This window comes from Corynebacterium suedekumii (assembly GCF_030252185.1).
In the GTDB taxonomy this organism is placed as follows: Bacteria; Actinomycetota; Actinomycetes; order Mycobacteriales; family Mycobacteriaceae; genus Corynebacterium; species Corynebacterium suedekumii.
This window is the reverse complement of record NZ_CP126970.1, coordinates 612217-632739: the sequence shown is the minus strand read 5'-3', so window position 1 is coordinate 632739 and position 20523 is coordinate 612217. Positions and strand designations below refer to the sequence as shown.

Here is a 20523-nt window from a genome sequence, read left to right as displayed (position 1 = left end):
CTTTCTTGCTCCGGTCGTCTGGACCGGCACCACCGCAGTGCGCCCCGCTGGGCCCGGTGGGTCGATCAGGCGTCCGAGCTCTTCCGGATCTACTTGTCTTGACGAACCGACTATGCCCGTCCGCGAAACAACTTGCAAGCGCGAATATATGAATGAATAACACTCAGGCGTTGTTATCGTGAATGGCATCAAAAACGGCTGTTACCAGCCTTAACGCAATGCTCGGGAAGTGCGCCCTGGGTTAGAATGCGCATGTTTTTGAGTACAAGAAAACTAAAGGTAACCTGTTATACGCATATGTGTGCCTCCCGGTCCTCATGCCGATCCCGCCCAGGTAGGGTGTGGAAGATCTATTCCTCCCCGCCGGCCGCCGCCAGGAGCCCGGGCGGGCGGGGCTGTCCGAGGAAGGGAGCCAGGCCGGTGAAGATCGTGGCGGTCAATGCCGGAGCCGACGTCTCCGGCGCCGAGAAGGTGTTGGCACAGCTCATCGCCGTGGCAGTGGCCGGTGGCGACGAGGTCGTCCTCGCCTGCCCGGAGGGAAATCTCCCCGACATCGTCGACCCGGCCGTCCACCACGTCCCGGTTCCGCTGTCCCGGCTCGGACGCTCCCGGGGTCGGCTCGGGCGACTGGCCGCCATCGCCGGTCTGCCGGTGTCGTGGTGGCGCACCGCCCGAATCCTGAGAATTGCCGCACGGGACGCCGATGCCGTCATTCTCAACTCCACGTTCGGCCTGCCGGCCGTCGGACTCGCCTTCCCCGGCCACACCTGGCTGCGGGGGAGCGGCCGCCGCCGTCCCACCGTCACCTGGCTCGTCCACGACACCATCCATTCGCCGAAGCAGAAGGTGGTGGCGCTGCTGGGAACCCATGCGATCACGCGGGCCGTCGGGGTCTCGGAGGTCACCGCCGCCTCCGTCCGCCGGCTCGTACGCCGGGCCGAGTCCCGTCCCAACGGGGTCCGGATCCCTGCCACCCCGACCGGGGCCACGACCACGGATCCGGCCCGGCCTGTCGTGGGCATCCTCGCCGTCCTCGCGGCGTGGAAGGGCCATGACGTGCTCCTGGAGGCGGTCGCCCGGGTGCCGGAGGTGCACCTGGAGATCGCCGGCACCGCCTTCCCCGGATCCGAGGACTGGGAACGGCAGCTGCGCGGACGCGCCGCTCAGCCGGATCTCGCCGGCCGGGTCCGATTCCTCGGCCACGCCGACCCGGCGGAGGTGTTCCCCCGCTGGGATCTCATCGTCTCGGCGTCGACCTCCCCGGAGGCGGGGCCCCTCGGTGTGCTTGAGGCGATGGCGGCCGGGGTGCCTGTGCTGGGCACCGGTCACGGCGGGACCGCCGAGTATCTGGCCGGTGGCTCCGGCCGGCTCGTCCCGCCCGGCGACGTCGACGCCCTGGCCGAGGCGATGCGGGAGCTCATCCACGATCCCGACGGCCGCGCCCGGCTGCGTGACCGGGCCCGGCAGGTCGCCGAGCGCGACCATGATCTCACCACCACGCTGCCGCGGATGCTGGAGGCCCTGACCCGTGCGTGACCGGAAACGCGGTCGGCGACGATTCGGATGGGCGGTGTTTCTGGTGTCGGTGCTCGTCGGTGGACTGCTCGCCGCGGTGCTGCTCACGCGGAGCAGTGAGGACGGCCCGCCGGTGTGCGCCCGATTCGGGGTCGCCGCCCCCGCGGACTGGGAGGAGATGAGCGAGGACGAGTTCCGGGCCATGATCGACGAGCAGGTGTACCTGGGTGCCCGGGACATCCGTCTCGCCGCCGTGTGGCAGGACATCGAGCCACGCCCGGGCGACTATGAATGGGAGGCGCTGGACGGGCGCCTGCAGATCGCGCTCGACGCTGGTCTGACTCCGCTGCTGCTCATCCACACCCACCCCGACTGGGTGACCGGGTTCGGGGAGATCGGCAGCGGCGCCGCCGAGGCCTACGGGGACTTCGCGGGCGAGGTCGCCCGCCGTTACTCGGACCGGGTCCACGCCTACGAGATCTGGAACGAACCGAACCTTGAGAGGTTCTGGCCGGACCCGGACCCGGACGCGTTCGCCGAGCTGCTCGCCGCGGCCGGCCCGCGGATCGCGGCCGCCGATCCGGAGGCGGAGATCGTCTCCGGTGGCCTGTCCCCGGCGACGAACCGGGAGAACACCTCGGTCGCACCGGTGGACTTCCTCCGTCGGCTCTACGAGCTGGGCGCGCAGGAGTACTTCACGGTGGTCGGCATGCACCCCTACTCCTACCCGGAACGACCCTCGGGTGGTTCGGACTGGAACGCCTTCGGCCAGATGGCGCAGATGACGGCCCTCATGGATGAGGCCGGTGACACGGACACGCAGATCTGGGTGACGGAGATCGGCGCGCCCTCCGACGGTGACCGCGGGGTGGGGGAGTCGGCGCAGGCGGATCTCATCGCCGAGGCCCTGGAGCTGATCGACGAGGATCCCCGGCTCGGGCGGGCCTACCTCTACACCATGTACGACATCGATCTGGGGCAGGACAATCCGGAATCCCACTTCGGGTTGCTGAATGCCCCGGGGGAGCCGAAGGAGATCGCCCGGCGGCTGGCGGCCGGCACCGGCGCTGAGGCGTCACCCACCTGCGACTTCCCGGGGATGTAACGATTCTGTTACCGTACGCCGATAGACCCTAATGACACTGCAACGTTGACCACGGCATCACTGCCTGAATAGGAGCTCCCCATGCTGAGCCTCGCACTCGACCTCTCCGGCGACATCATCAACCTCGTCGTCATGATCATCAACCAGATCACCCACTCGATCGGCTAAGCGCCGACGCGGTCACCTACGCCGCCGACTCCCGCACTCCGGGGTCGGCGGCGTTCGTGCGTCCGGCCCGGGTGGTCGCGGCCACCCCGGCCACCCCGGCGGCCCCGGTGGCCCGCGATCAGGCGCCAGCCGAGCAGCAGCAGACCGGACATGATGGTGGCCACGAGGATGAAGGACCAGTGGGGCAGCTCGCCGTTGCGCAGCGACCAGATGCCCAGGCCGACGACGGCGGTGATCGCCCAGGTGGCCACACCGGCGGGGGCGATGCGGGCAGCGTCCCAGCGGGCGACGGCCCCGATGAGTGCGGCGGCACCGACGCCCAGGAGGAAGGGCCACAGCGTGGAGGCCCAGCCGCCGACGGTGAGCGGCATCTCGTCGGTCTGGTGGGCGACGCGGGCGAGGAACGCGAAGACGGCGATGGCGACGACGTCGAGAAGCAGGGCGGTGATCCGGTTCATGCCGCCTACTGTAGTGGGCCGTCTGCCGCGCGGGCCGTCACGCCCCGGCGGGCGTAGTGCAGGGTGTAGACCACCCAGCCGACGGCGGTGATGAAGGCGAAGGAGATGAGGCGGTAGATGATCGCGGTACCCGTGGCGTCGACGGCGGTCATGCCGGAGGCCACGAGCGTGGCGATGATCGTCACCTCCACCGTGCCCAGCCCACCCGGGGTGACCTGTGCGGAGCCGGCGATCTTGGCGGTGGTGTAGGCGAGCAGCACGCCCATGATCGTCGTGTGGTCCGGCTGGGCCTCCAGCCAGGGCAGGTCGCCGGTGACGGCCCAGATGCACGCCCACAGCGACAGGGCGTCGAGCAGCCGGTTGGCCAGGGACCAGCCGGCGGCGACGCTGAACCGGGTCCGCGAGAGCTGCACCGTCTCCAGCTGGTGGATCTGGTCGAGCGCCGTCTCCAGCCCGGCCGCCGGGTCACGCCGCAGCAGGCGGTTGACCCGGGGCAGCAGGCGTCGGGCCCACCCCTCGAGGCGCTGGGGGTGGCGGGCGGCCCAGTACACCGCGCCGGCGAGGGCGATCATGGCGACGAAGGTGACCACGAGCGACCACACGCTGAACTGGGCGCCGAGGAAGAGGACGGCGGCGCCGCCGATGAGGACGAGCCACATCGTCGACAACGCCGAGGACAGCAGGAAGAACCAGCCGCAGAGGATGACGCTCGCGCCCCAGCCGCGCTGCACCTGATAGGTGAGGATCGCGGAGAACGCCGGCCCGCCGGGCAGGGTGGTCGACCAGGAGTTGGAGGCCAGGGTGATCGCGGTGGTCTCCCGCAGCGGGACCCGGGTGCCGCCGGCGCCCATGAGCAGGCGCATGACCTCCGCCATCGCCACCAGCGAGGCGCCGGACGCCACGAGAACGAGGAGCACCCCGCCGAGGTGGGCGTCACGCAGGCGCCGCACACCGTCGGCGAGGAAGGGCATCTGGTCACGGAAGGCGATGCCGAGCACGATGAGCACGGCCAGCGGCGCCAGCCATCTCACCCACCGGTTCGCCGCCAGCTGCCGCAGAAACCGCATGTGATCAGCGCTCCAGTCGCTTGGTGTCCCTGTCCTCCTGCAGCCGCCGCATGAGCTCGGCGAAGGGCACCAGTTCCTCGTCCTCGCTGGTGGTGCGGCCACCGCGGGCGGCCTCGGACTCGTCGACCACGACGGCGTGGTCAAGCAGGAGCTCACCCTCGTGGACCTCATGCGTGTCGACGCCCGCGTGCCTCGGCGCCGGCTCCTCCCACACCGGTTCCTCCCGCGCCGGCTCCACCGGAGTATGGACGGGGGCCGGCATCTGGGCCGGCGCCGGAGTCGGGGTGGCCCCGTGGCCGAGCTTCTCGTACGCCTTCTTGATGATGCCCGGGGCCCACCAGTTGTCCTCGCGCAGCAGATGCATGACGGCGGGGACGAGCATCATGCGGATGATGGTGGCGTCGATCGCCAAGGCGAAGATCATGCCGAAGGCGATGTACTTCATCATGACGATCTCGGAGAAGCCGAACGCACCGGCGACGACGATCATGATGAGCGCCGCGGCGGTGATGATCGAGCCGGTGTGCGCCGTGCCGTACTTGATGGCGTCGTCCGTCGTGTCACCCCGGTCGCGCGCCTCCACCATCCGGGAGACGAGGAAGACCTCGTAGTCCGTGGACAGGCCGTAGACGATGGCGACGATGAGGACGAGCACCGGGGACATGAGCGGGCCCGGCGTGAAGTTGAACAGGTCGGCGCCCAGTCCCCCGACGAACATGGCGGTGAGGATGCCCAGCGTCGCCCCCAGTCCGAGGACCGTCATGATGATGGCCTTGGCCGGCAGGATGAGTGAGCCGAACACCAGCGCCATGAGGATGAACGTGGCCACGACGATGTACAGCGCCATCCACGGCAGCTTCTCCAGGAGCGCCTCGATGGACTCGATCTCCATCGCCGGGGTGCCGCCGATGTAGGCGGTGACCCCCTCGGGCACCTCGATGGCACGCAGCTGCTCCACGACGTCGCTGTTGAGGTCACGGTCCTCGATGCCCGCCGAGAGCACCGTCGTGCCGTCGACCGTGCCCGAGTCCGGGGTGAACGGTGACGACAGGCCGGTGATCTCCCGGGTCTGCATGTAGATGTCCACCAGCTGCTGTTCGTCCGCACCGGTGACCACGAGTTTGACCGGCTCGGTGCGGAAGGCGGGGAAGTTCTCGTTGAACTCGTCCTGCGCGACACGGGTGTCATTGTCCGGCGGCAGGTAGGTCTCGTTGATGCCGCCGAAGGAGATGCCGGTCAGCGGGATGGTCAATGCGATGAGCAGGCCGGCGACACCGACGGTGACCAGCTTGGCGTGCTTCATGGCCCACGCCGGGATCCGGAACCAGATGGTGTCCTCCAGGCGGCGGGCGGTGCGCTTCGTCCGCCGGATGGTCCACTTGTCGATGTTGTGGCCGAGCATGCCGAAGATCGCCGGCAGCACCGTCACCGACAGCAGCGCCGCCAGGCCGACCGCGGAGATGGCGCCGTAGGCGACGGACTTGAGGAAGGCCTGCGGGAACACGAGCAGTCCCGACAGCGCGACGGCGACCATCGCCGCCGAGAACACCACCGTCTTACCCGCCGTCGCCGTCGTCGTGGCCACGGCGGTGGGCACGTCCTCACCCTTGTCCAGCTCCTCCCGGAACCGGGAGACCATGAACAGGCCGTAGTCGATGGCCAGGCCCAGACCCAGCAGGGTGACCACGGACTGGGCGAAGACGTTGACCTGCACCACCCCGGCGAGCATGGACAGGATGCCCAGCGAACCGGCGATGGAGAGGATACCCACGATCAGCGGCATGAACGCCGCGACGACCGAACCGAACACGACGAGCAGCAGGACAGCCACCACCGGCAGGGCGACGATCTCCGCCCGCAGGATGTCGCCGGCCATACCGTCGTCGAGGGCGTCGGCCACCGCCGTGGCGCCCGCCACCTGGGTGACCACATGGTCCGGCAGGTCGTCGGTGACCAGGGCGTCCTCGACGATGCGGAAGTCCTTGAGCGTCTGCTCCGCGTCCCCCTTCAGTCCGATGGCGGCGAACGCCTGTGCGCCGTCCGGGGTGATCAGCTGGGCGTTGCGGGTGTCGAAGTAACTGGTGACATGGTCGATCTGCTCCGGGTACTGCGCCTGCAGATCCTCCAGGTGGGAGGCGATGGCGCCGAAGGTCGCCGGATCATTGAGCGTGGTCGACGATTCCTCGGTCGTCTCGTAGAGCAGGATGATGTCGCCCGAGTTGTCCCGCCCGAACGTGTCCAGCTCGATGGCGGCGGCCGCGGTGGAGGACGAACCGGGATCGTCCCAGCCCTCCTGGCTCATCCGGTCGCCGAGGCGCAGTCCGAAGATGACGTACAGCGCGAGAATCGCCGCGATGAGGATCAGCGGCACGATCCGGCGGTACCGGTAGGAAAGATAGCCCCACTTCAGGAACACGATGGTCTCCTCTTCCGGACAGGGCTAGTGCGAACGCCCCGACAGTAGTGCGGACAGCGGACGGAACGGCTGGAGCCAGGCACCCTCGTCAGGCAGGGCGTCGAGGCTGATGCGCGGCAGCGGCTCCCGGAACACCCCGGGGATCTCCTCCAGGTCCACGAAGGTGATCGTGTCGGAGGCGACAGCCCAGGAGGCGTGCTCGTGGAAACCGAGGACCGTGACGGGCAGGCCCTCGGCGACGAGCTCGTCGATGGTCTCCTTGAAGTTCTGGCCGTCCGCCGAGGCCACGACCAGGCCCTTGAGCACACCCTCGGCGTGACGCCGGCGGATGTGGGCGAGCATGTCCGGGTCGACGTCGGAATCCTCGTCGGTCTTCGGCTTGGCGAAGACCGCGAAACCCACGTTACGCAGCGCCTCCACCCACGGGCGGACGACATCCGCCCCGCCGGGGGTGACGTTGGTGAACACGGTCGCCTCCGCCTCGACGTGGGTGCCCGAGGTGTGCGAGAGCTCCCCGGCGCGGGCCAGCAACCACCGGCCGATGGCGTCGAAGCGGGGCCGGTACGCCGCGGTGGGGCGGCCGCCGAGGATGGCGCCCAGGCCCATGTCCAGGTTCGGGGCGTCCCACACGAGCAGCAGGTTGTCGGGGCCGCCGGTGGCCGGTGAGCCGTAGTGGTGGGTCGATTCGTGAAGGTCGCTCACGGTTGTCTCAATTCACAGAAAATAGGGGTTAGGCAGGCGCGTTGCTGCGCTGCCAGAGAAACTCGGTGATGGTGTGGTCCTTGTCCAGGCCCTTGCCCTCGAACTTGGTGATCACCTGCCGGTCCGTCAGCTGCGGGCACTGCGCCCACGGCCAGCCCCGGTACTCCAGCAGCGGCTCCACGTCGACGAGCTCGGAGATCCACTCCGCGTACCCGGCGTGGTCGGTGGCCACGTGCAGGACCCCGCCCGGCTTGAGGCGGGTGGCGATCAGGTGCAGGGTGCCCGACTGGATGATGCGGCGCTTGTGGTGCCGCGCCTTGGGCCACGGGTCGGGGAAGAAGATGCGCACGCCGTCGAGGGACGCCGGCTCGAACATCCGGGCCAGCACCTCCACGCCGTCGCCGCGCACCATCCGGATGTTGTCGATGCCGCCCCGGACCACCGACCCCAGCAGTTTCGCCAGGCCCGGCTTGTACAGCTCGACCGCGACGATGTTGGTGTCCGCCTCCAGCGGGGCCATCGCCGCGGTGGAGGTGCCGGTGCCGGAGCCGATCTCGAGGATGGTGCGCGCACCGGAACGGCCGAACCAGGCGTCGAGGTCGATGAGCTCGTCGTCGAGCAGCCGACCGAGGCGCGGCCAGTGCTCCTCCCAGAGCTTCTCCTGGTTCTCGGTGAGCGTGCCGCGACGGAAGCTCACGGCACCGAGGCGCGGGTAGTCGCGGTCGTCGCCGAAGTCGGTCTGCAGGGGGCGGCCGGCGGGCAGGTCGCCGAGCGGTCGACCGTCGCCGGAACCGGCGGCAGAACCAGCTGCGGAAGTGTCAGGAGAATCGGAGATAGACATCAGTCCCATTCTTCCCTTGTGATGGTCAAACTTCAATTTTCCCGCGCTGGTGACCGCGCAGGTGACAAGGGGGTAACAGGTTCGCCGGTGTGTGCCGTTGAAAGTAAATATATGGGAGACTGATTCGAATCGTCCCCGCCAGCCGACAGTTGTCGGTGTCTGTCCTCGTCGAAGGAAAGTAATGTCGCCCCGCCCCGCCCGCGTCCCGCACTATCTCTTCGTCAACGAGAACATCGGCGGTCACCGGACCGTCCACCGCTCCCTCAGGTCCATCCTCGCCGAGCGCGACGACGTCACCGTGGAGTTCATCGACGGCGAGGATCCCGGGCTGCTCGGGCGGATCCTCCGGGCCCCGGTGCCGCTGCTGTCCCGCCTGGACCTGGACCTGCAACCACTTCGCGGGCAGCTCGTGCACTCGTGGAACATGCGCCGCCGGGTCCGCCGGCGACTCGCCCGGGGCGGGGTGGACGCCATGCACGTCTACACCCAGAACTGCCTGCTCGGTGGAGCCGACCTGCTCCGTTCCCTGCCGTCGGTCATCACCACCGACAGCACCGGGCGGCTCAACGCGTTCAGCATCCCCTACCGCACCCCGACGAGGTTCACCGGGCCGATGAGCGTGTTCAACCTCCCCTTCGAGCGCCCGGTCCTCGATGCGGCGACGAAGGTGTTCGCCTGTTCCCGCGCGGTCGAGACCTCGCTGACCTCCCCGGACTACGAACTCCCACCGCAGCAGGTCGAACACCTGGAGATGGGCGTCCACTCGCCCTATTTCGCGCGGCCCCTCCCGCCCCGGGACCCTGCCCGCCGCCCCGGGATCGTGTTCGTGGGCACCTCGTTGGAACGCAAGGGCGGCACCCTGCTTCTCGACGTCTGGCGCAACCACCTCCGCGACCGCGCCGACCTCACCCTCATCACCCTGGAGACCCTGCCGCCGGAGGAGGGGCTGACGGTGATCAACGATCTCCAGCCGGGCGAGGACCGGTTGTGGGACATCCTCGCGGACGCGGACATCTTCTGCCTGCCCTCCCTCATCGACCAGGCCCCCAACGCCATCCTCGAGGCCATGGCCGCCGGCCTGCCCGTGGTGGCCCACCCCAACGGCGCGATCCCGGAGATGGTGATCGACGGTGAGACGGGGCTGCTCGTCGACGCCCACCACCCCGGGCCGGTCGCCGAGGCCCTCACCCGGCTCGTCGATGACCCGCAGCTGCGCGCCCGGATGGGGGCGGCCGGACACCGGCACGCCAGCGCGCACTACGACATGGCCGCCTCGGCGGAGACGATCCTCGCCGAACTGGCGCGGGCGGCGGACCTGCCCGCGGCCCCGGGGCCCGCGATGGAGTTCAGTGTGCACCGCGAGGTCGACGACGAGCTGCTCGCCCAGTGGCGGGAGCTGGCGGACCGGTGTTCCACCCGTTTCTCGTCGCGCCCCTCCTACGCCCTGAACTGGTTCCGCACCCTGGGTAAGGGGCGGCTGTCCGTGGCCACGGTCCACCGGGACGGCGTGCTCGTCGCCCTGCTGCCCCTGCACACCCGCAGCCGCCTCACGGTGACGGTGCGCCGGCTGACGGGCCATGGCCTGGGCACCGTCGGTGAGGCACTCGCGGAGGATGACGCCGCCCTGGTGGCCCTGGTCGACGGCCTGCACCGCCGACGCCTCCCGCTGGCGCTGACCCACCTGCCGGAGGATTCTCCGCTGGTGCGGGCCCTGCTGGATCACGGCGGGTGGACCCTCAACCATCAGCTCGATGACGTGTGCCCTGTCACGGTGCTTCCGCCGGGGACCACCGCCGCCGATCTGCGCAGCGGCCGTTCTCTCAAGCGCCTGCGCAGCGCCCGCAACCGGGCCGGCCGCGAGATGGGGGAGGTGACCTTCGAGGTGGTGCAGTCACCGGAGCACTTCGCCCGGGTGTGGCCGGAGATGGTCCGGGTGGCCGCCGTCGCCGAGGCGGCGGAGAAGGAGGCCCGTCTCAATCTCACCGCGGGTGTCCACGGCGAGTTCGCCCGGTCGTTCCTGTCGGAGGAGGCGGACCGTGGCGCGCTGCGGATCGTGCTGCTCCGGGTGGGTGGTCAGCTCGCCGCCTTCGACGTCATGATTCTCTCCGGTGGCCGGGCCGAGGCCTGGTTGACGCGATTCGATCCCGCCTACCGCGATCTGTCCGTCGGCCACCAGCTCATCGAGCACACGGTCAACGCCAGCGCGGAGGCCGGTATCACCGAGTTCGACCACATGATCGGCGAGAGTGACTACAAGGAACCGTGGCAGACGCAGTCGTACCATGTGAGCACGGTCGTGGCGGCCCCGTGGCGGGTGGCGCTGGTGTCCCTGCTCGCGGAGCGTGCGGTGCGCGGGCTCAGCGAATGGGCGCACGCGCGGGCCCATCGGGCCCGCAACGCGCTCGGATAAGCCGGGCTCCGGTTGCGGGCGGCGGGTGGACGGGTCATGCTGGGGTCACCACACGCTCCGGGGGAGGGCCGTTGGAGACACCCGACATGTTCATCCGCGCAGCCGACTGGGCCCACGCGCGCGAGTTCGGCTGCCCGGCCGGCGTCCAGCTGCGCCGCGTCCTGCACGAGCTCACCGGCCCGCCCCGGGTCGGCGCCTGCACCCTCGCCGCTCCGGTCCCGCTGGGGTGGGAGGGGATCCGGGAGGTCACCGTCACGTGGCCGGCGCTGAGCCCGGGTGTCGACGCCGCCGTGCTCGCTCACCCCGGTCCCCTCACCGCCGCGATCCGCGCCCGCGTCGAGGCGGGGCCGTGCCTCATCCTCGTCGTGCCCGACCTCCGGTCGCCGGAGCGGCTCCGGGCGGAGATCGAGGCCTCGCTGGTCACGGTGCGTACCCGGTTGCTCGCCGGGGAGCTGAACGCCCTGGCGCGCCGTCACCCCGGACATGCGGCGGCCCTGACCGCCATCGCCGGCGTGGCCCCGGCGCTGTCCGCCACACCCCGGGTCCCCCAGGTCACCGTCATCGGCCCCGACCCGGCGACCCGCGCCGTGGCGGTCGCGGACCTGTCCGGGACGGACCTGGTCGATCACGCCGAGGTCGACGCCGTCATCGCCGCCGCCCCGCCCGGCGGCTGGACCGACGCCGATGCCGTCACGCTCGCCGACGCCGCCCGGCGGACCGGCCGGCTCGTCTCCACCGCCCCGCTCCCCGCGGGCGTCGAGGGCACGGTGGTGCGTCCCGGCCTCCCGCTTCTCGACGCCCTCCACCTCGCCCTCGCCCGTCCCCGCACCCTCCCCACCGCCCGGCCGGGCGCCTGGGAGCGGGCGGCCGCCGGGCTGGAGCGACGCCGTCTCGCGCACGCGGACGCCGAGCTCACCCGCCTGCTCGACCGGGCCCGCGAGGACGGGGCCGGTGTCGCCGCGGATCTCGGGACCCTGGCCGCCGACCACGGGCGGATGCTCGGCCCGCGGCCCGACCCGCTGCCGGTCATGGCACAGGCCCTGCTGGTGGCCGCGGCCGCGGGCGTCACGGTGGGCCGACTCACCTGGGCGCTGCACCCGGCCGGGGCGGTCGTCGCCGGGTGCGCGGTGGCGGCGGTGACGGGCTGGCTGCGGTGGCGGTCGGGGCGTCGATACGCATGGGCGAGGTGGGCGGAGCGGGAAGGTGCCCACCTCCGGCGACACCTCGCCGCGCCGGGTATGACCAGCACCGGGCCTGGTGCGTGGCTGCGGCGGGAACTGGCCCGGGCGCAGGACTGAGTGGAGACGGAGGAGACGATGGAGCAGTGGTGGCTGAGCCTGCACGGGCTCGAGGTGATCGCGGCGGGTACCCCCGCGGGGGAGGGTGACCTGACCCTGCGGCTCGGTGGGGAGGAGTACGCGCTCGGGGCGGCGGGCGCCGATTCCGTCACCCTCAGCGACAGCAATGGAATTACCATTTACGCTGATCTGGACGGGGACGGAGAGATCGACCACATCTCCAGCATCCACGGCGACGGCGGATTTGACGTGTACTCGGCCGACCCGCACCGGGCGGCCTGGGGCCTGGCGGGTGGCGACGACCACACCGGAGCGGACGGACGGGCCGCATCGTGGGGTTTGCCCGCCGATTCCACCCCCGGAAAGGGGGCGCCGCGTAGTGGCGTAGATCAACAAACCGGCACATGGCTCCGAATTGAACAAGGATAAACGGGCTGGTCATCACCGCCGGATGATCCGGGACCCGGGAGAGGTGCCCGAGATCGTCCCGAAATAGATAACCTGTAAAAAGAGAACTCTGCCGAGTGACGCACATGTCAGGAGAACACATGACCACTGCCATCAAGGGCCTGCAGGGGCCTGCACCGACCGACAACGAGAAGCTCCTTTCCTGGATTGCAGAGGCAGTGGAGCTGTTCCAGCCGGAGAAGGTCGTCTTCGCCGATGGCTCGCAGGAGGAGTGGGGCCGACTGACCGCGGAGCTGGTGGACGCCGGCACCCTGATCAAACTCAATGAGGAGAAGCGCCCCAACAGCTTCCTCGCCCGCTCCAACCCGGACGACGTCGCCCGCGTCGAGTCCCGTACCTTCATCTGCTCCGAGAAGGAGGAGGACGCCGGCCCGACCAACAACTGGGCCGATCCGGCGAAGATGAAGGCCGAGATGACCGAGGTCTTCCGCGGCTCCATGAAGGGCCGCACCATGTACGTCGTCCCGTTCTGCATGGGCCCCATCGATGATCCGGACCCCAAGCTCGGCGTCCAGCTCACCGACTCCGCCTACGTCGTCCTCTCCATGAAGGTCATGACCCGCATGGGCAAGGACGCCCTGGACAAGATCGGCACCGACGGCGACTTCGTCCACGCCCTCCACACCGTGGGCGCCCCGCTCGAGCCGGGCGAGGAGGATGTGCCGTGGCCGTGCAACGACACCAAGTACATCACCCAGTTCCCGGACACCAAGGAGATCTGGTCCTTCGGCTCCGGCTACGGCGGCAACGCCATCCTGGCCAAGAAGTGCTACGCCCTGCGCATCGCCTCCGTCATGGCCAAGGAGGAGGGCTGGATGGCCGAACACATGCTCATCCTCAAGCTCAACTCCCCGGAGGGCAAGAGCTACCACATCGCCGCCGCCTTCCCGTCCGCCTGCGGTAAGACCAACCTCGCGATGATCACCCCGACCATCGAGGGCTGGACCGCCGAGGTCGTCGGCGACGACATCGCCTGGCTCAAGCTGCGCGAGGACGGCCTCTACGCCGTCAACCCGGAGAACGGCTTCTTCGGTGTCGCCCCGGGCACCAACTACGCCTCCAACCCGATCGCCATGAAGACCATGGAGCCGGGCAACACCCTGTTCACCAACGTCGGCCTCACCGACGACGGCGACGTCTGGTGGGAGGGCATGGACGGCGACAAGCCCGAGCACCTCATCGACTGGCTGGGCAACGACTGGACCCCGGACTCCGGCACCAACGCCGCCCACCCGAACTCCCGCTACTGTGTGCCGATCGAGCAGTGCCCGGTCGCCGCCCCGGAGTTCAACGACTGGCAGGGCGTCAAGATCGACGCCATCCTCTTCGGTGGCCGCCGCGCCGACACCGTCCCGCTGGTCACCCAGTCCTTCGACTGGGAGCACGGCACCATGATCGGCGCGACCCTGTCCTCCGGTCAGACCGCCGCCTCCGCCGAGGCCAAGGTCGGCTCCCTGCGCCACGACCCGATGGCCATGCTGCCGTTCATGGGCTACAACGCCGGTGACTACCTGCAGCACTGGATCGACATGGGCAACAAGGGCGGCGACCGCATGCCGGCCATCTTCCTGGTCAACTGGTTCCGCCGCGGCGAGGACGGCCGCTTCCTGTGGCCGGGCTTCGGCGACAACTCCCGCGTGCTCAAGTGGGTCGTCGACCGCATCGAGGGCACGGTCGAGGCCGACGAGACCGTCGTCGGCTACACCGCCCGCGTCGAGGACCTGGACCTGACCGGTCTGGACACCCCGCTCGAGGACGTCGAGGAGGCCCTGTCCACCTCCCCGTCCGACTGGGAGCGTGACATCGCCGACAACGAGGAGTACCTCGCCTTCCTCGGCCCGCGCGTCCCCTCCGAGGTCCACGAGCAGATGGGCAAGCTCAAGGAGCGCATCGAGGCCGCCAAGAAGTAGCCTCACACGCCTGTGAAGACCTCCGCCCTCCCGGCTGACCTCGGTCCCGGGAGGGCGGTTCTCTGTCCGGCTCCGGTGGTTGCGGGCGGGTCGCCGGGTGTGAGTACTTCCGCCGGGATTGATCCCGGCGACAATGCACAAACCCGGCGGGAATGGGGGTGGTCAGTTCTTCCGCAGCACCACCACGAGGTTGGACACACCGAACTCGCGGAGCAGTGGCACCCGGACCAGCCACCACGCCCACGACGGGTGGTAGCGGGGGAAGGTGGCCACCAGCTCCGCACCGGCCACGGACCGCGCCCAGCGCAGACCGTCGGCGCAGGACACGGCGAACAGGGACCGGCCGAACACGTTCTTCGGTTCCCGCCCGTGGCGGGCCGTGTAGCGGTCCCGGGCGAAGTCGCCGCCGACGTAGTGTTCCCACACGCCGGTCTCGTGGCCGCCGAAGGGGCCGAGCCACACGGTGTAGCTGAGCACGCACAGTCCGCCGGGGCCGGTGACGCGGAGCATCTCGTCGCCCATGGCCCAGGGGTCGGGGACGTGTTCGGCGACGTTGGAGGAGTAGACGAGGTCGAAGGCGTCGTCACGGAAGGGCAGGTCGAGGCCGGAGCCGCGGACGGCGCCGGGCACGGTGATGCCGGCGGCGGCCATCTCGCCGACGTCGGGTTCGACGGGGACATAGGTGGCGCCGCGGGCGGCGAAGGCGTCGGCGAAGTAGCCGGGGCCGCCGCCGACGTCGAGGACCCGGCGGCCGCGCAGTGAGGTGCCGAGCAGGTCGCGGTGCAGGGCCTCGAGCAGGGAGGCGGTGTCCCGGGCGAGGGGGCGGTAGAACTTCTCCGGTGTGGTCTGTTCGTGGCGCAGGGCCCGCAGCAGGGTCCACGAGCGGCGCAGGGTGGCGCGCTGACGGGTGGCTGACAGCATTCCTCCATGGTGCCATGTCCGGGTAGGCTGACCGTCGTCATGAAGATCCTTCTGTTGTGCTGGCGTGACTCGACCCATCCGCAGGGTGGCGGTTCCGAGCGTTATCTCGAGCGGGTCGGGGAGTACCTGGCGGCGCGGGGGCATGAGGTGGTCTACCGGACGGCGGGGCACACAGATGCGCCGCGCCGGTCGGAACGCAACGGGGTGCGGTTCTCGCGCAGCGGGGGCAAGTTCTCGGTGTACCCGAAGGCGTTGGGCGGGATCCTGCTGGGGCGGGTGGGCATCGGCACGTTGGGTGGCCTGGATGCGGTGGTGGACACGCAGAACGGCATCCCCTTCTTCGCCCGCCTGGTCACGGGTGCGCCGACGGTGCTGCTCACCCATCACTGCCACCGGGAGCAGTGGCCGGTGGCGGGCCCGCTGATCGCGCGGCTGGGCTGGTTCCTGGAGCGGCATGTCGCACCAAGGGTGTACCGGGGTGCGCCGTATGTGACGGTGTCGCAGGCGTCGAAGGATGATCTGGTGGACATCGGGGTCACCGCCGCCGACATCACGATCATCGGCAACGGCATCGATCCGGTGCCGGCGTCCGTGCCCACGCTGGCGCCGAGTCCGACGACGCATCTGGTGACTCTGTCGCGGCTGGTGCCGCACAAGCAGCTGGAGCACGCGATGGACACGCTCGCGGAGCTGTCCCCGGGTCGCGATCTGTGCCTGGACGTCATCGGTTCCGGCTGGTGGGAGGATGAGCTGCGGGAGTACGCGCGCCGGCGTGGCATCGCGGACCGGGTGACCTTCCACGGGCAGGTGACGGAGGACTACAAGCACGCCCTGCTCGCCCGCGCGGCGGTGCATCTCATGCCCTCGCGTAAGGAGGGGTGGGGCCTGGCGGTGGTGGAGGCGGCGCAGCACGGGGTGCCCACGGTCGGTTACCGCACGGCCGGTGGCCTGCGCGATTCCGTCCACGACGGGGAGACGGGTCTGCTCGCCGCGGACCCGGCCGAGCTCACCCGGTTCACCGCCCGCCTGCTTGACGACGCCGCCCTGCGCACCCGCCTCGGCACCGCCGCGCGGGAGTGGGTCACCGACATCTCGTGGGCGACGACGGGCGCGCGTTTCGAGCAGCTGCTGCGAGAACTGGCGGAATGAGCAGCCACCCGGCCAGCAGGAGCAGGCCGGGCCAGATCGGGCGGGCGGGGGCGGTGGTCTCCACGATCCGGTCGCCGTCGACGATGACCCCGACGCCGAGATCGGCGAGGGTGTCCAGGTCGCCGGCCCGCCACGCCTGGTGGGCGGCAACCCACCGGGGTGACGGCTGATCGACCACCTCTCCGTCGACCACCAGCGCCCCCGACTCGACGGCTGCCAGGGCCTTGTTCAGGGGGTGGATCACGGGCCGGCCGTCCGGGCGGTGGATGAGCGGGGGATGGTCGACGAGGAGGGTGTCGCGGCCGTCGGCACGCGCGACCAGCTCCTCGTCGACGTCGAGGTGCACCGGGGTCAGCTGGGCCAGCGCCCGCGGCGCATCGGGGACCTGGAGGAGCGCGAGGGCGATCGCCAGGCCGGCCGCCCAGGGACGTGACGACGCCGCCAGTGCCGCATAGGCGGGCAGTGCGAGGACGGTGAGTTTGCTGGCGTCGCGCAGCAGCCCGGCCCCCGGGATCTCCGCCACCGCCCACGCCAACGGGCCAGGCAGCAGCCACGCGGCCACCGCCCCGCCGAGGCCCAGCCCGGCGAGCACCAGCAGCGGGACGGGCACCCGACGGATACCGAGCAGGAGAAGCGCGAAGAGCGCCACCCCGGCGAGGGCGAAGCCGGACTCCCGGGAGGCGGGCACGGCGTCGGCGTTCCAGACCCCACCGAGGCCGAGAAGGGCGCCGAGGGTGCCCACGTGGGCCTCGGCACGCGGGGCGAATGCGGCGACCGAGTCGCCGGCGGCGGTGGAGCCGCCGAGCAGACCGGGGATGATCCACGGCAGAGAGCACGCCAGCCCGACCAGGACCGTCCAGCCCCGCCGCCCCCGCGCCACCGCCACGCCCGTGACCAGGGCGAGAAGCCCGCCGGTGGGGGTCAGCGAGGCGGCCCACATGGCCAGCCACGCCACCGGCCACCGGCCCGCGAGGGCGGCTGCGGCGATGAGCGGCAGCAGCCACCCGGCGATGACCAGCGACCAGTGGCCCTGCAGGAGTCGTTCAACGACGAAGGGGTTCCACAGCACCACCGTCACCGCGGCACACGCCCCGAGACGGCCGCCGCCGACCAGTCGCGCCAGCCACACCGCGCCGACCACCCCGGCGACGCCACCCGCGAGGATGAGCAGGCGGGCGACCCAGGAGGCGGGCAGCAGCAGGCCGGCCACCGCCAGCAGGCCGTCCTGGGGGACGTTGCGGGCGGCCAGGTCGCCGAGGCCGAGGGCCGACGGACTCAGGGCGGGGGAGTCGAGGACGAGCATGTCCCGCAGCGCGAGATCACCCGGCAGGGCCAGGGGCCACAGGAGCAGGGTGAGGAGGACGCCGGCGAGGGGGACCGCGGGCGTCGACAAGCGGGCGGGGCTCAGGGACGCTCCCGGCGGTGACGCACGATGGTGACCACGGCCCACGCGGCGACGAGGAAGGACGCCGCCTTCATCAGCACCGCGAAGATCTGCAGGACCCGCAGCCACGGCACGACCTCGTCCGCGGCGGCACGCTGCTGGGCGGTCGTGTCCCCGTCCCAGCGGCTCTCAGCGGCGAAGAGGACCCGGTCGGGGGAGGTGTCGAACGCCAGCTCCTCGGCCTGTCGCTGGTCGGTGGCCAGCTGGACGTGGACGTTCTCTGCGACATCGAGGATCGTGCCGGTGCGCGGCTCCACCCACAGGGTGCGTTCGACGGAGTAGAAGGGGCTGACCGCGACGATCTCACCGCCGGTGAAGCCGAAACGCGCCAGCTCCTCATCGGAGAAGAAACGGCTGGCCGGCCCGGAGGTGTGGCCCGCGCGGGTCATCGCCCGCTGCTCATCACTGAGCAGGCCGAACAACGCGCCCCCGGACGGCGGGGGCTCCGCGGTGAGCTCGGTGGGGTGGAGGTAGGCGCGGGCGACGGCCTCGGCCAGGGGAACGGCGGTGACGGTGTGGTGGAGCTCGTAGGCCTCGTGCCCGTTGTGTTCGCCCTCGCCGACGTAGTCGAGGGGAACGGTCAGCTGCGCGGTGGTGTCGAAGTAGTCGTAGGAGCGGCGCTCCAGGGTGAAGGGGAAGAAGTACTGCAGGCCGGTGCGGATGAACGGCTCCGGGGCCAGCTCGCCGGGCAGTCCCGGGGCGTCGATGACCAGGCGGCTGACGGGGTCGGACACCGGGTAACCGGAGGAGCGGGCCAGACGGACCTCGTCGTCGAGGCGGGCCGTGGGCTCACCGTCGAGCAGCAGCTCGCGGGTGGTCTCGGCGGTGATCTCGGTGCGGGTGTCCGTCGGGTGGGTCGTCGTGTGCTGCGTGGACACCGCCGCCACCTCGTCGACGAAGCAGGAGTGCGGGGCGAGATCCGGGGTGGCGCACTCGGGGCGGTCCGCGTTCGCCGGTGTCACGGTGTCGCCGGCGACGAGGGCGGAGGTCTCGGCGGTGCGGAAGGTGGCGTCGTAGTCCGTGGGCAGCGGTTTGAGCAGCTGGATGGTCAGCGGGGCGATGAACGAGCCGGCCATGAACAGCAGCGCCGCGACGAGGAAGGCGACGACGACGGATCGCCGGGACCGCGGGCGGACACTCCGGGTCGTCCGGGTAGTCCGGGTCTTCCGGGTCTGGGGCACGGCCGGTCCTTCCACTAAGATCGCCGGATAACTCCGGAAAGGCCATCGGGACAGCGGGAAAGGTGACGGCGTGAGCACACCGACGACACCTGCTGTGTCGGCCCCATCTTACAAAGCCGGGCGCATCTCCTCGCTGGAAGGCCTGCGCGCCGTCGCCGCCCTGGGCATCGTGCTCACCCACGTCGCCTTCCAGACCGGCCTCGACCCCACCAGCCCGGCCGGCTCCCTGCTCGCGCGCTTCGACTTCTTCGTCCCCGTCTTCTTCGCCCTCTCCGCCTTCCTCCTGTGGCGCCGGCACCGCGGCGACCACACCGCGGGCCGGGTCGGGCGTTACCTGTTCAGCCGCGCCGGGCGCATCCTGCCCGCCTACCTGGTGTGTGTGGTGGCGGTCATCCTCCTGCTGCCGGAGGCGTCGTCGATGAGCGGGACGCAGATCCTGGCCAACCTCACCCTCACCCAGGTCTACGTCCCCGACGCCCTGGCCCCGGGGCTGACACACCTGTGGTCGCTCAGCGTCGAGGTCGGCTTCTACCTGGCCCTGCCGTTGCTCGCCCTGAGCATCGGCCGTCTGCCCCGCCGCGGCCGGATCCTCGCGATCCTCGGGGTGGCGGTGCTCAGCCTCACCTGGGCGTTCCTCCCCTTCGTCGAGGCCAGCCCCGCCGAGGGGGTGCCCAACCGGCAGATCTGGCCCCCGGCCTACGGCGCGTGGTTCGCCGTCGGGATGCTCGCCGCCGAGGTGGAGGGTCGTGTCCCCGCCCGGGTGGACCGCCTCCTGCGGGCGCGGTGGCTGTGGTGGGCGGTGGCGATGGTCACCGCGTGGGTGGCCGGGCAGGAATGGTTCGGCCCCGTCGGCCTCACCCACCCGGAACCGGCCGAGTTCCTCCGCCGGGTGCTCGCCGGCACAGTCTTCGCCGCCGCCGTCGTGGTGCCGCACGCCCTCGCACCCGGCACCGGCTGGCTCACCTCCGCCCCGATGCAGGCCCTCGGCCGCTGGTCCTACGGCATCTTCCTCTGGCACGTGGCCCTGCTCTCCCTGGCGTTCCCCCTGCTGGGCGTCGGCCCCTTCCAGGGCGGTTTCTTCCCCGTCCTCGCCGTGACCCTCGCGCTGACGATCCCGGTGTCGGCCGCCAGCTATGTGCTGGTGGAGGAACCGTCCTCCCGCTGGACCCGGCGACTGCGGGCGCGGATCCGCGGCTCAGTCCCTGTCCACGCGCCCGGCAGCACGCACGCTAGACCCGCGGCGCACAGCCACGCCAGCACGTCCGAATCCCCGGCGTAGGTCCCGCTCGGCCACGGTCCACGCGCCAGCCACGCACCGGCGATGCCGACGAGCAGGGCGGCGAGCAGCCCGGCCGGGAAGACGGTGATCCGGCGGATGACCAGCGCCACCACCCCGGCGAGCAGGCCCGGCCACCCGGCGACCACGACCAGGCTGGCCGCCCCGAGGACCTGCAGGCCGATCCCGGACCC

The 20523-nt window shown here is 70.8% G+C and carries 16 protein-coding genes; 8 read left to right on the top strand and 8 right to left on the bottom strand.

What is annotated here, in order from left to right:
- Positions 1 to 420 precede the first annotated feature (420 nt).
- Both QP029_RS03130 and QP029_RS03125 read left to right on the top strand, forming a co-directional pair.
- Positions 421 to 1536 (top strand): glycosyltransferase family 4 protein, encoded by a 1116-nt coding sequence (locus QP029_RS03130; RefSeq protein ID WP_284875412.1) that lies wholly within the window; start codon positions 421 to 423, stop codon positions 1534 to 1536.
- The gene (locus QP029_RS03125; protein ID WP_284875411.1) at positions 1529 to 2620 is read left to right on the top strand and encodes a cellulase family glycosylhydrolase; all 1092 of its coding nucleotides are present in this window, start codon (positions 1529 to 1531) and stop codon (positions 2618 to 2620) included. Before QP029_RS03130 ends, QP029_RS03125 begins: the two co-directional genes overlap by 8 nt.
- 164 nt (positions 2621 to 2784) lie before the next feature.
- Here QP029_RS03125 and QP029_RS03120 read toward each other — a convergent pair whose 3' ends face one another.
- The 5 genes from QP029_RS03120 to trmB are packed head-to-tail and all read right to left on the bottom strand — an operon-like array spanning position 2785 to position 8272.
- Entirely contained in the window at positions 2785 to 3246 is a 462-nt protein-coding gene (locus QP029_RS03120) for a DUF3054 domain-containing protein (RefSeq protein ID WP_349293715.1), read from the bottom strand.
- A gap of 5 nt (positions 3247 to 3251) precedes the next feature.
- Entirely contained in the window at positions 3252 to 4313 is a 1062-nt protein-coding gene (locus QP029_RS03115; protein WP_284875410.1) for a lysylphosphatidylglycerol synthase transmembrane domain-containing protein, read from the bottom strand.
- Positions 4314 to 4317: 4 nt separating this feature from the next.
- Positions 4318 to 6729: an MMPL family transporter gene (locus QP029_RS03110; protein WP_284875409.1), complete on the bottom strand. Its 2412-nt coding sequence runs from the start codon at positions 6727 to 6729 to the stop codon at positions 4318 to 4320.
- Positions 6730 to 6753: 24 nt separating this feature from the next.
- Positions 6754 to 7431, bottom strand: a complete 678-nt coding sequence (locus QP029_RS03105) for an NYN domain-containing protein (protein ID WP_284875408.1) — start codon at positions 7429 to 7431, stop codon at positions 6754 to 6756.
- Positions 7432 to 7459: 28 nt separating this feature from the next.
- Positions 7460 to 8272 (bottom strand): tRNA (guanosine(46)-N7)-methyltransferase TrmB, encoded by an 813-nt coding sequence (gene trmB / locus QP029_RS03100; protein ID WP_284875407.1) that lies wholly within the window; start codon positions 8270 to 8272, stop codon positions 7460 to 7462.
- 181 nt (positions 8273 to 8453) lie between these two features.
- On the opposite strand from trmB, the gene QP029_RS03095 reads away from it, so the two are divergent.
- The 4 genes from QP029_RS03095 to QP029_RS03080 all read left to right on the top strand — a co-directional run bounded on the left by QP029_RS03095 (position 8454) and on the right by QP029_RS03080 (position 14358).
- Positions 8454 to 10682, top strand: a complete 2229-nt coding sequence (locus QP029_RS03095) for a GNAT family N-acetyltransferase (RefSeq protein ID WP_284875406.1) — start codon at positions 8454 to 8456, stop codon at positions 10680 to 10682.
- A gap of 86 nt (positions 10683 to 10768) precedes the next feature.
- Positions 10769 to 11980: a hypothetical protein gene (locus QP029_RS03090; protein WP_284875405.1), complete on the top strand. Its 1212-nt coding sequence runs from the start codon at positions 10769 to 10771 to the stop codon at positions 11978 to 11980.
- An 18-nt stretch (positions 11981 to 11998) separates the two neighbouring features.
- Complete coding sequence (locus QP029_RS03085; protein WP_284875404.1) at positions 11999 to 12409, top strand: hypothetical protein; 411 nt, start codon at positions 11999 to 12001, stop codon at positions 12407 to 12409.
- Positions 12410 to 12528: 119 nt separating this feature from the next.
- Entirely contained in the window at positions 12529 to 14358 is a 1830-nt protein-coding gene (locus QP029_RS03080; protein WP_284875403.1) for a phosphoenolpyruvate carboxykinase (GTP), read from the top strand.
- Between the two features lie 162 nt (positions 14359 to 14520).
- Here the strand turns inward: QP029_RS03080 and QP029_RS03075 are convergent, their stop codons facing one another.
- Complete coding sequence (locus tag QP029_RS03075; RefSeq protein WP_284875402.1) at positions 14521 to 15279, bottom strand: class I SAM-dependent methyltransferase; 759 nt, start codon at positions 15277 to 15279, stop codon at positions 14521 to 14523.
- Between the two features lie 39 nt (positions 15280 to 15318).
- On the opposite strand from QP029_RS03075, the gene QP029_RS03070 reads away from it, so the two are divergent.
- Positions 15319 to 16428 carry a glycosyltransferase family 4 protein gene (locus QP029_RS03070; RefSeq protein WP_284875401.1) on the top strand — a complete coding sequence of 370 codons (1110 nt, stop codon included), beginning with the start codon at positions 15319 to 15321 and terminating at the stop codon, positions 16426 to 16428.
- Here the strand turns inward: QP029_RS03070 and QP029_RS03065 are convergent.
- Complete coding sequence (locus tag QP029_RS03065; protein ID WP_284875400.1) at positions 16361 to 17821, bottom strand: MmpA family trehalose lipid delivery protein; 1461 nt, start codon at positions 17819 to 17821, stop codon at positions 16361 to 16363. The two genes, QP029_RS03070 and QP029_RS03065, sit on opposite strands and share 68 nt — an antisense overlap.
- Positions 17822 to 17832: 11 nt before the next feature.
- Complete coding sequence (locus QP029_RS03060) at positions 17833 to 19053, bottom strand: porin PorA family protein (RefSeq protein WP_284875399.1); 1221 nt, start codon at positions 19051 to 19053, stop codon at positions 17833 to 17835.
- Positions 19054 to 19123: 70 nt separating this feature from the next.
- On the opposite strand from QP029_RS03060, the gene QP029_RS03055 reads away from it, so the two are divergent.
- A complete protein-coding gene (locus tag QP029_RS03055) occupies positions 19124 to 20332 on the top strand; it encodes an acyltransferase family protein (RefSeq protein WP_284875398.1) in 1209 nt (402 codons plus the stop codon).
- Positions 20333 to 20523 lie beyond the last annotated feature (191 nt).

Bases quoted from the DNA above. Each gene is read 5' to 3' on its own strand.
- QP029_RS03120 (WP_349293715.1), bottom strand. From the start codon at position 3,246: ATGAACCGGATCACCGCCCTGCTTCTCGACGTCGTCGCCATCGCCGTC.
- QP029_RS03115 (WP_284875410.1), bottom strand. From the start codon at position 4,313: ATGCGGTTTCTGCGGCAGCTGGCGGCGAACCGGTGGGTGAGATGGCTG.
- trmB (WP_284875407.1), bottom strand. From the start codon at position 8,272: ATGTCTATCTCCGATTCTCCTGACACTTCCGCAGCTGGTTCTGCCGCC.
- QP029_RS03095 (WP_284875406.1), top strand. From the start codon at position 8,454: ATGTCGCCCCGCCCCGCCCGCGTCCCGCACTATCTCTTCGTCAACGAG.
- QP029_RS03090 (WP_284875405.1), top strand. From the start codon at position 10,769: ATGTTCATCCGCGCAGCCGACTGGGCCCACGCGCGCGAGTTCGGCTGC.
- QP029_RS03085 (WP_284875404.1), top strand. From the start codon at position 11,999: ATGGAGCAGTGGTGGCTGAGCCTGCACGGGCTCGAGGTGATCGCGGCG.
- QP029_RS03080 (WP_284875403.1), top strand. From the start codon at position 12,529: ATGACCACTGCCATCAAGGGCCTGCAGGGGCCTGCACCGACCGACAAC.
- QP029_RS03075 (WP_284875402.1), bottom strand. From the start codon at position 15,279: ATGCTGTCAGCCACCCGTCAGCGCGCCACCCTGCGCCGCTCGTGGACC.
- QP029_RS03070 (WP_284875401.1), top strand. From the start codon at position 15,319: ATGAAGATCCTTCTGTTGTGCTGGCGTGACTCGACCCATCCGCAGGGT.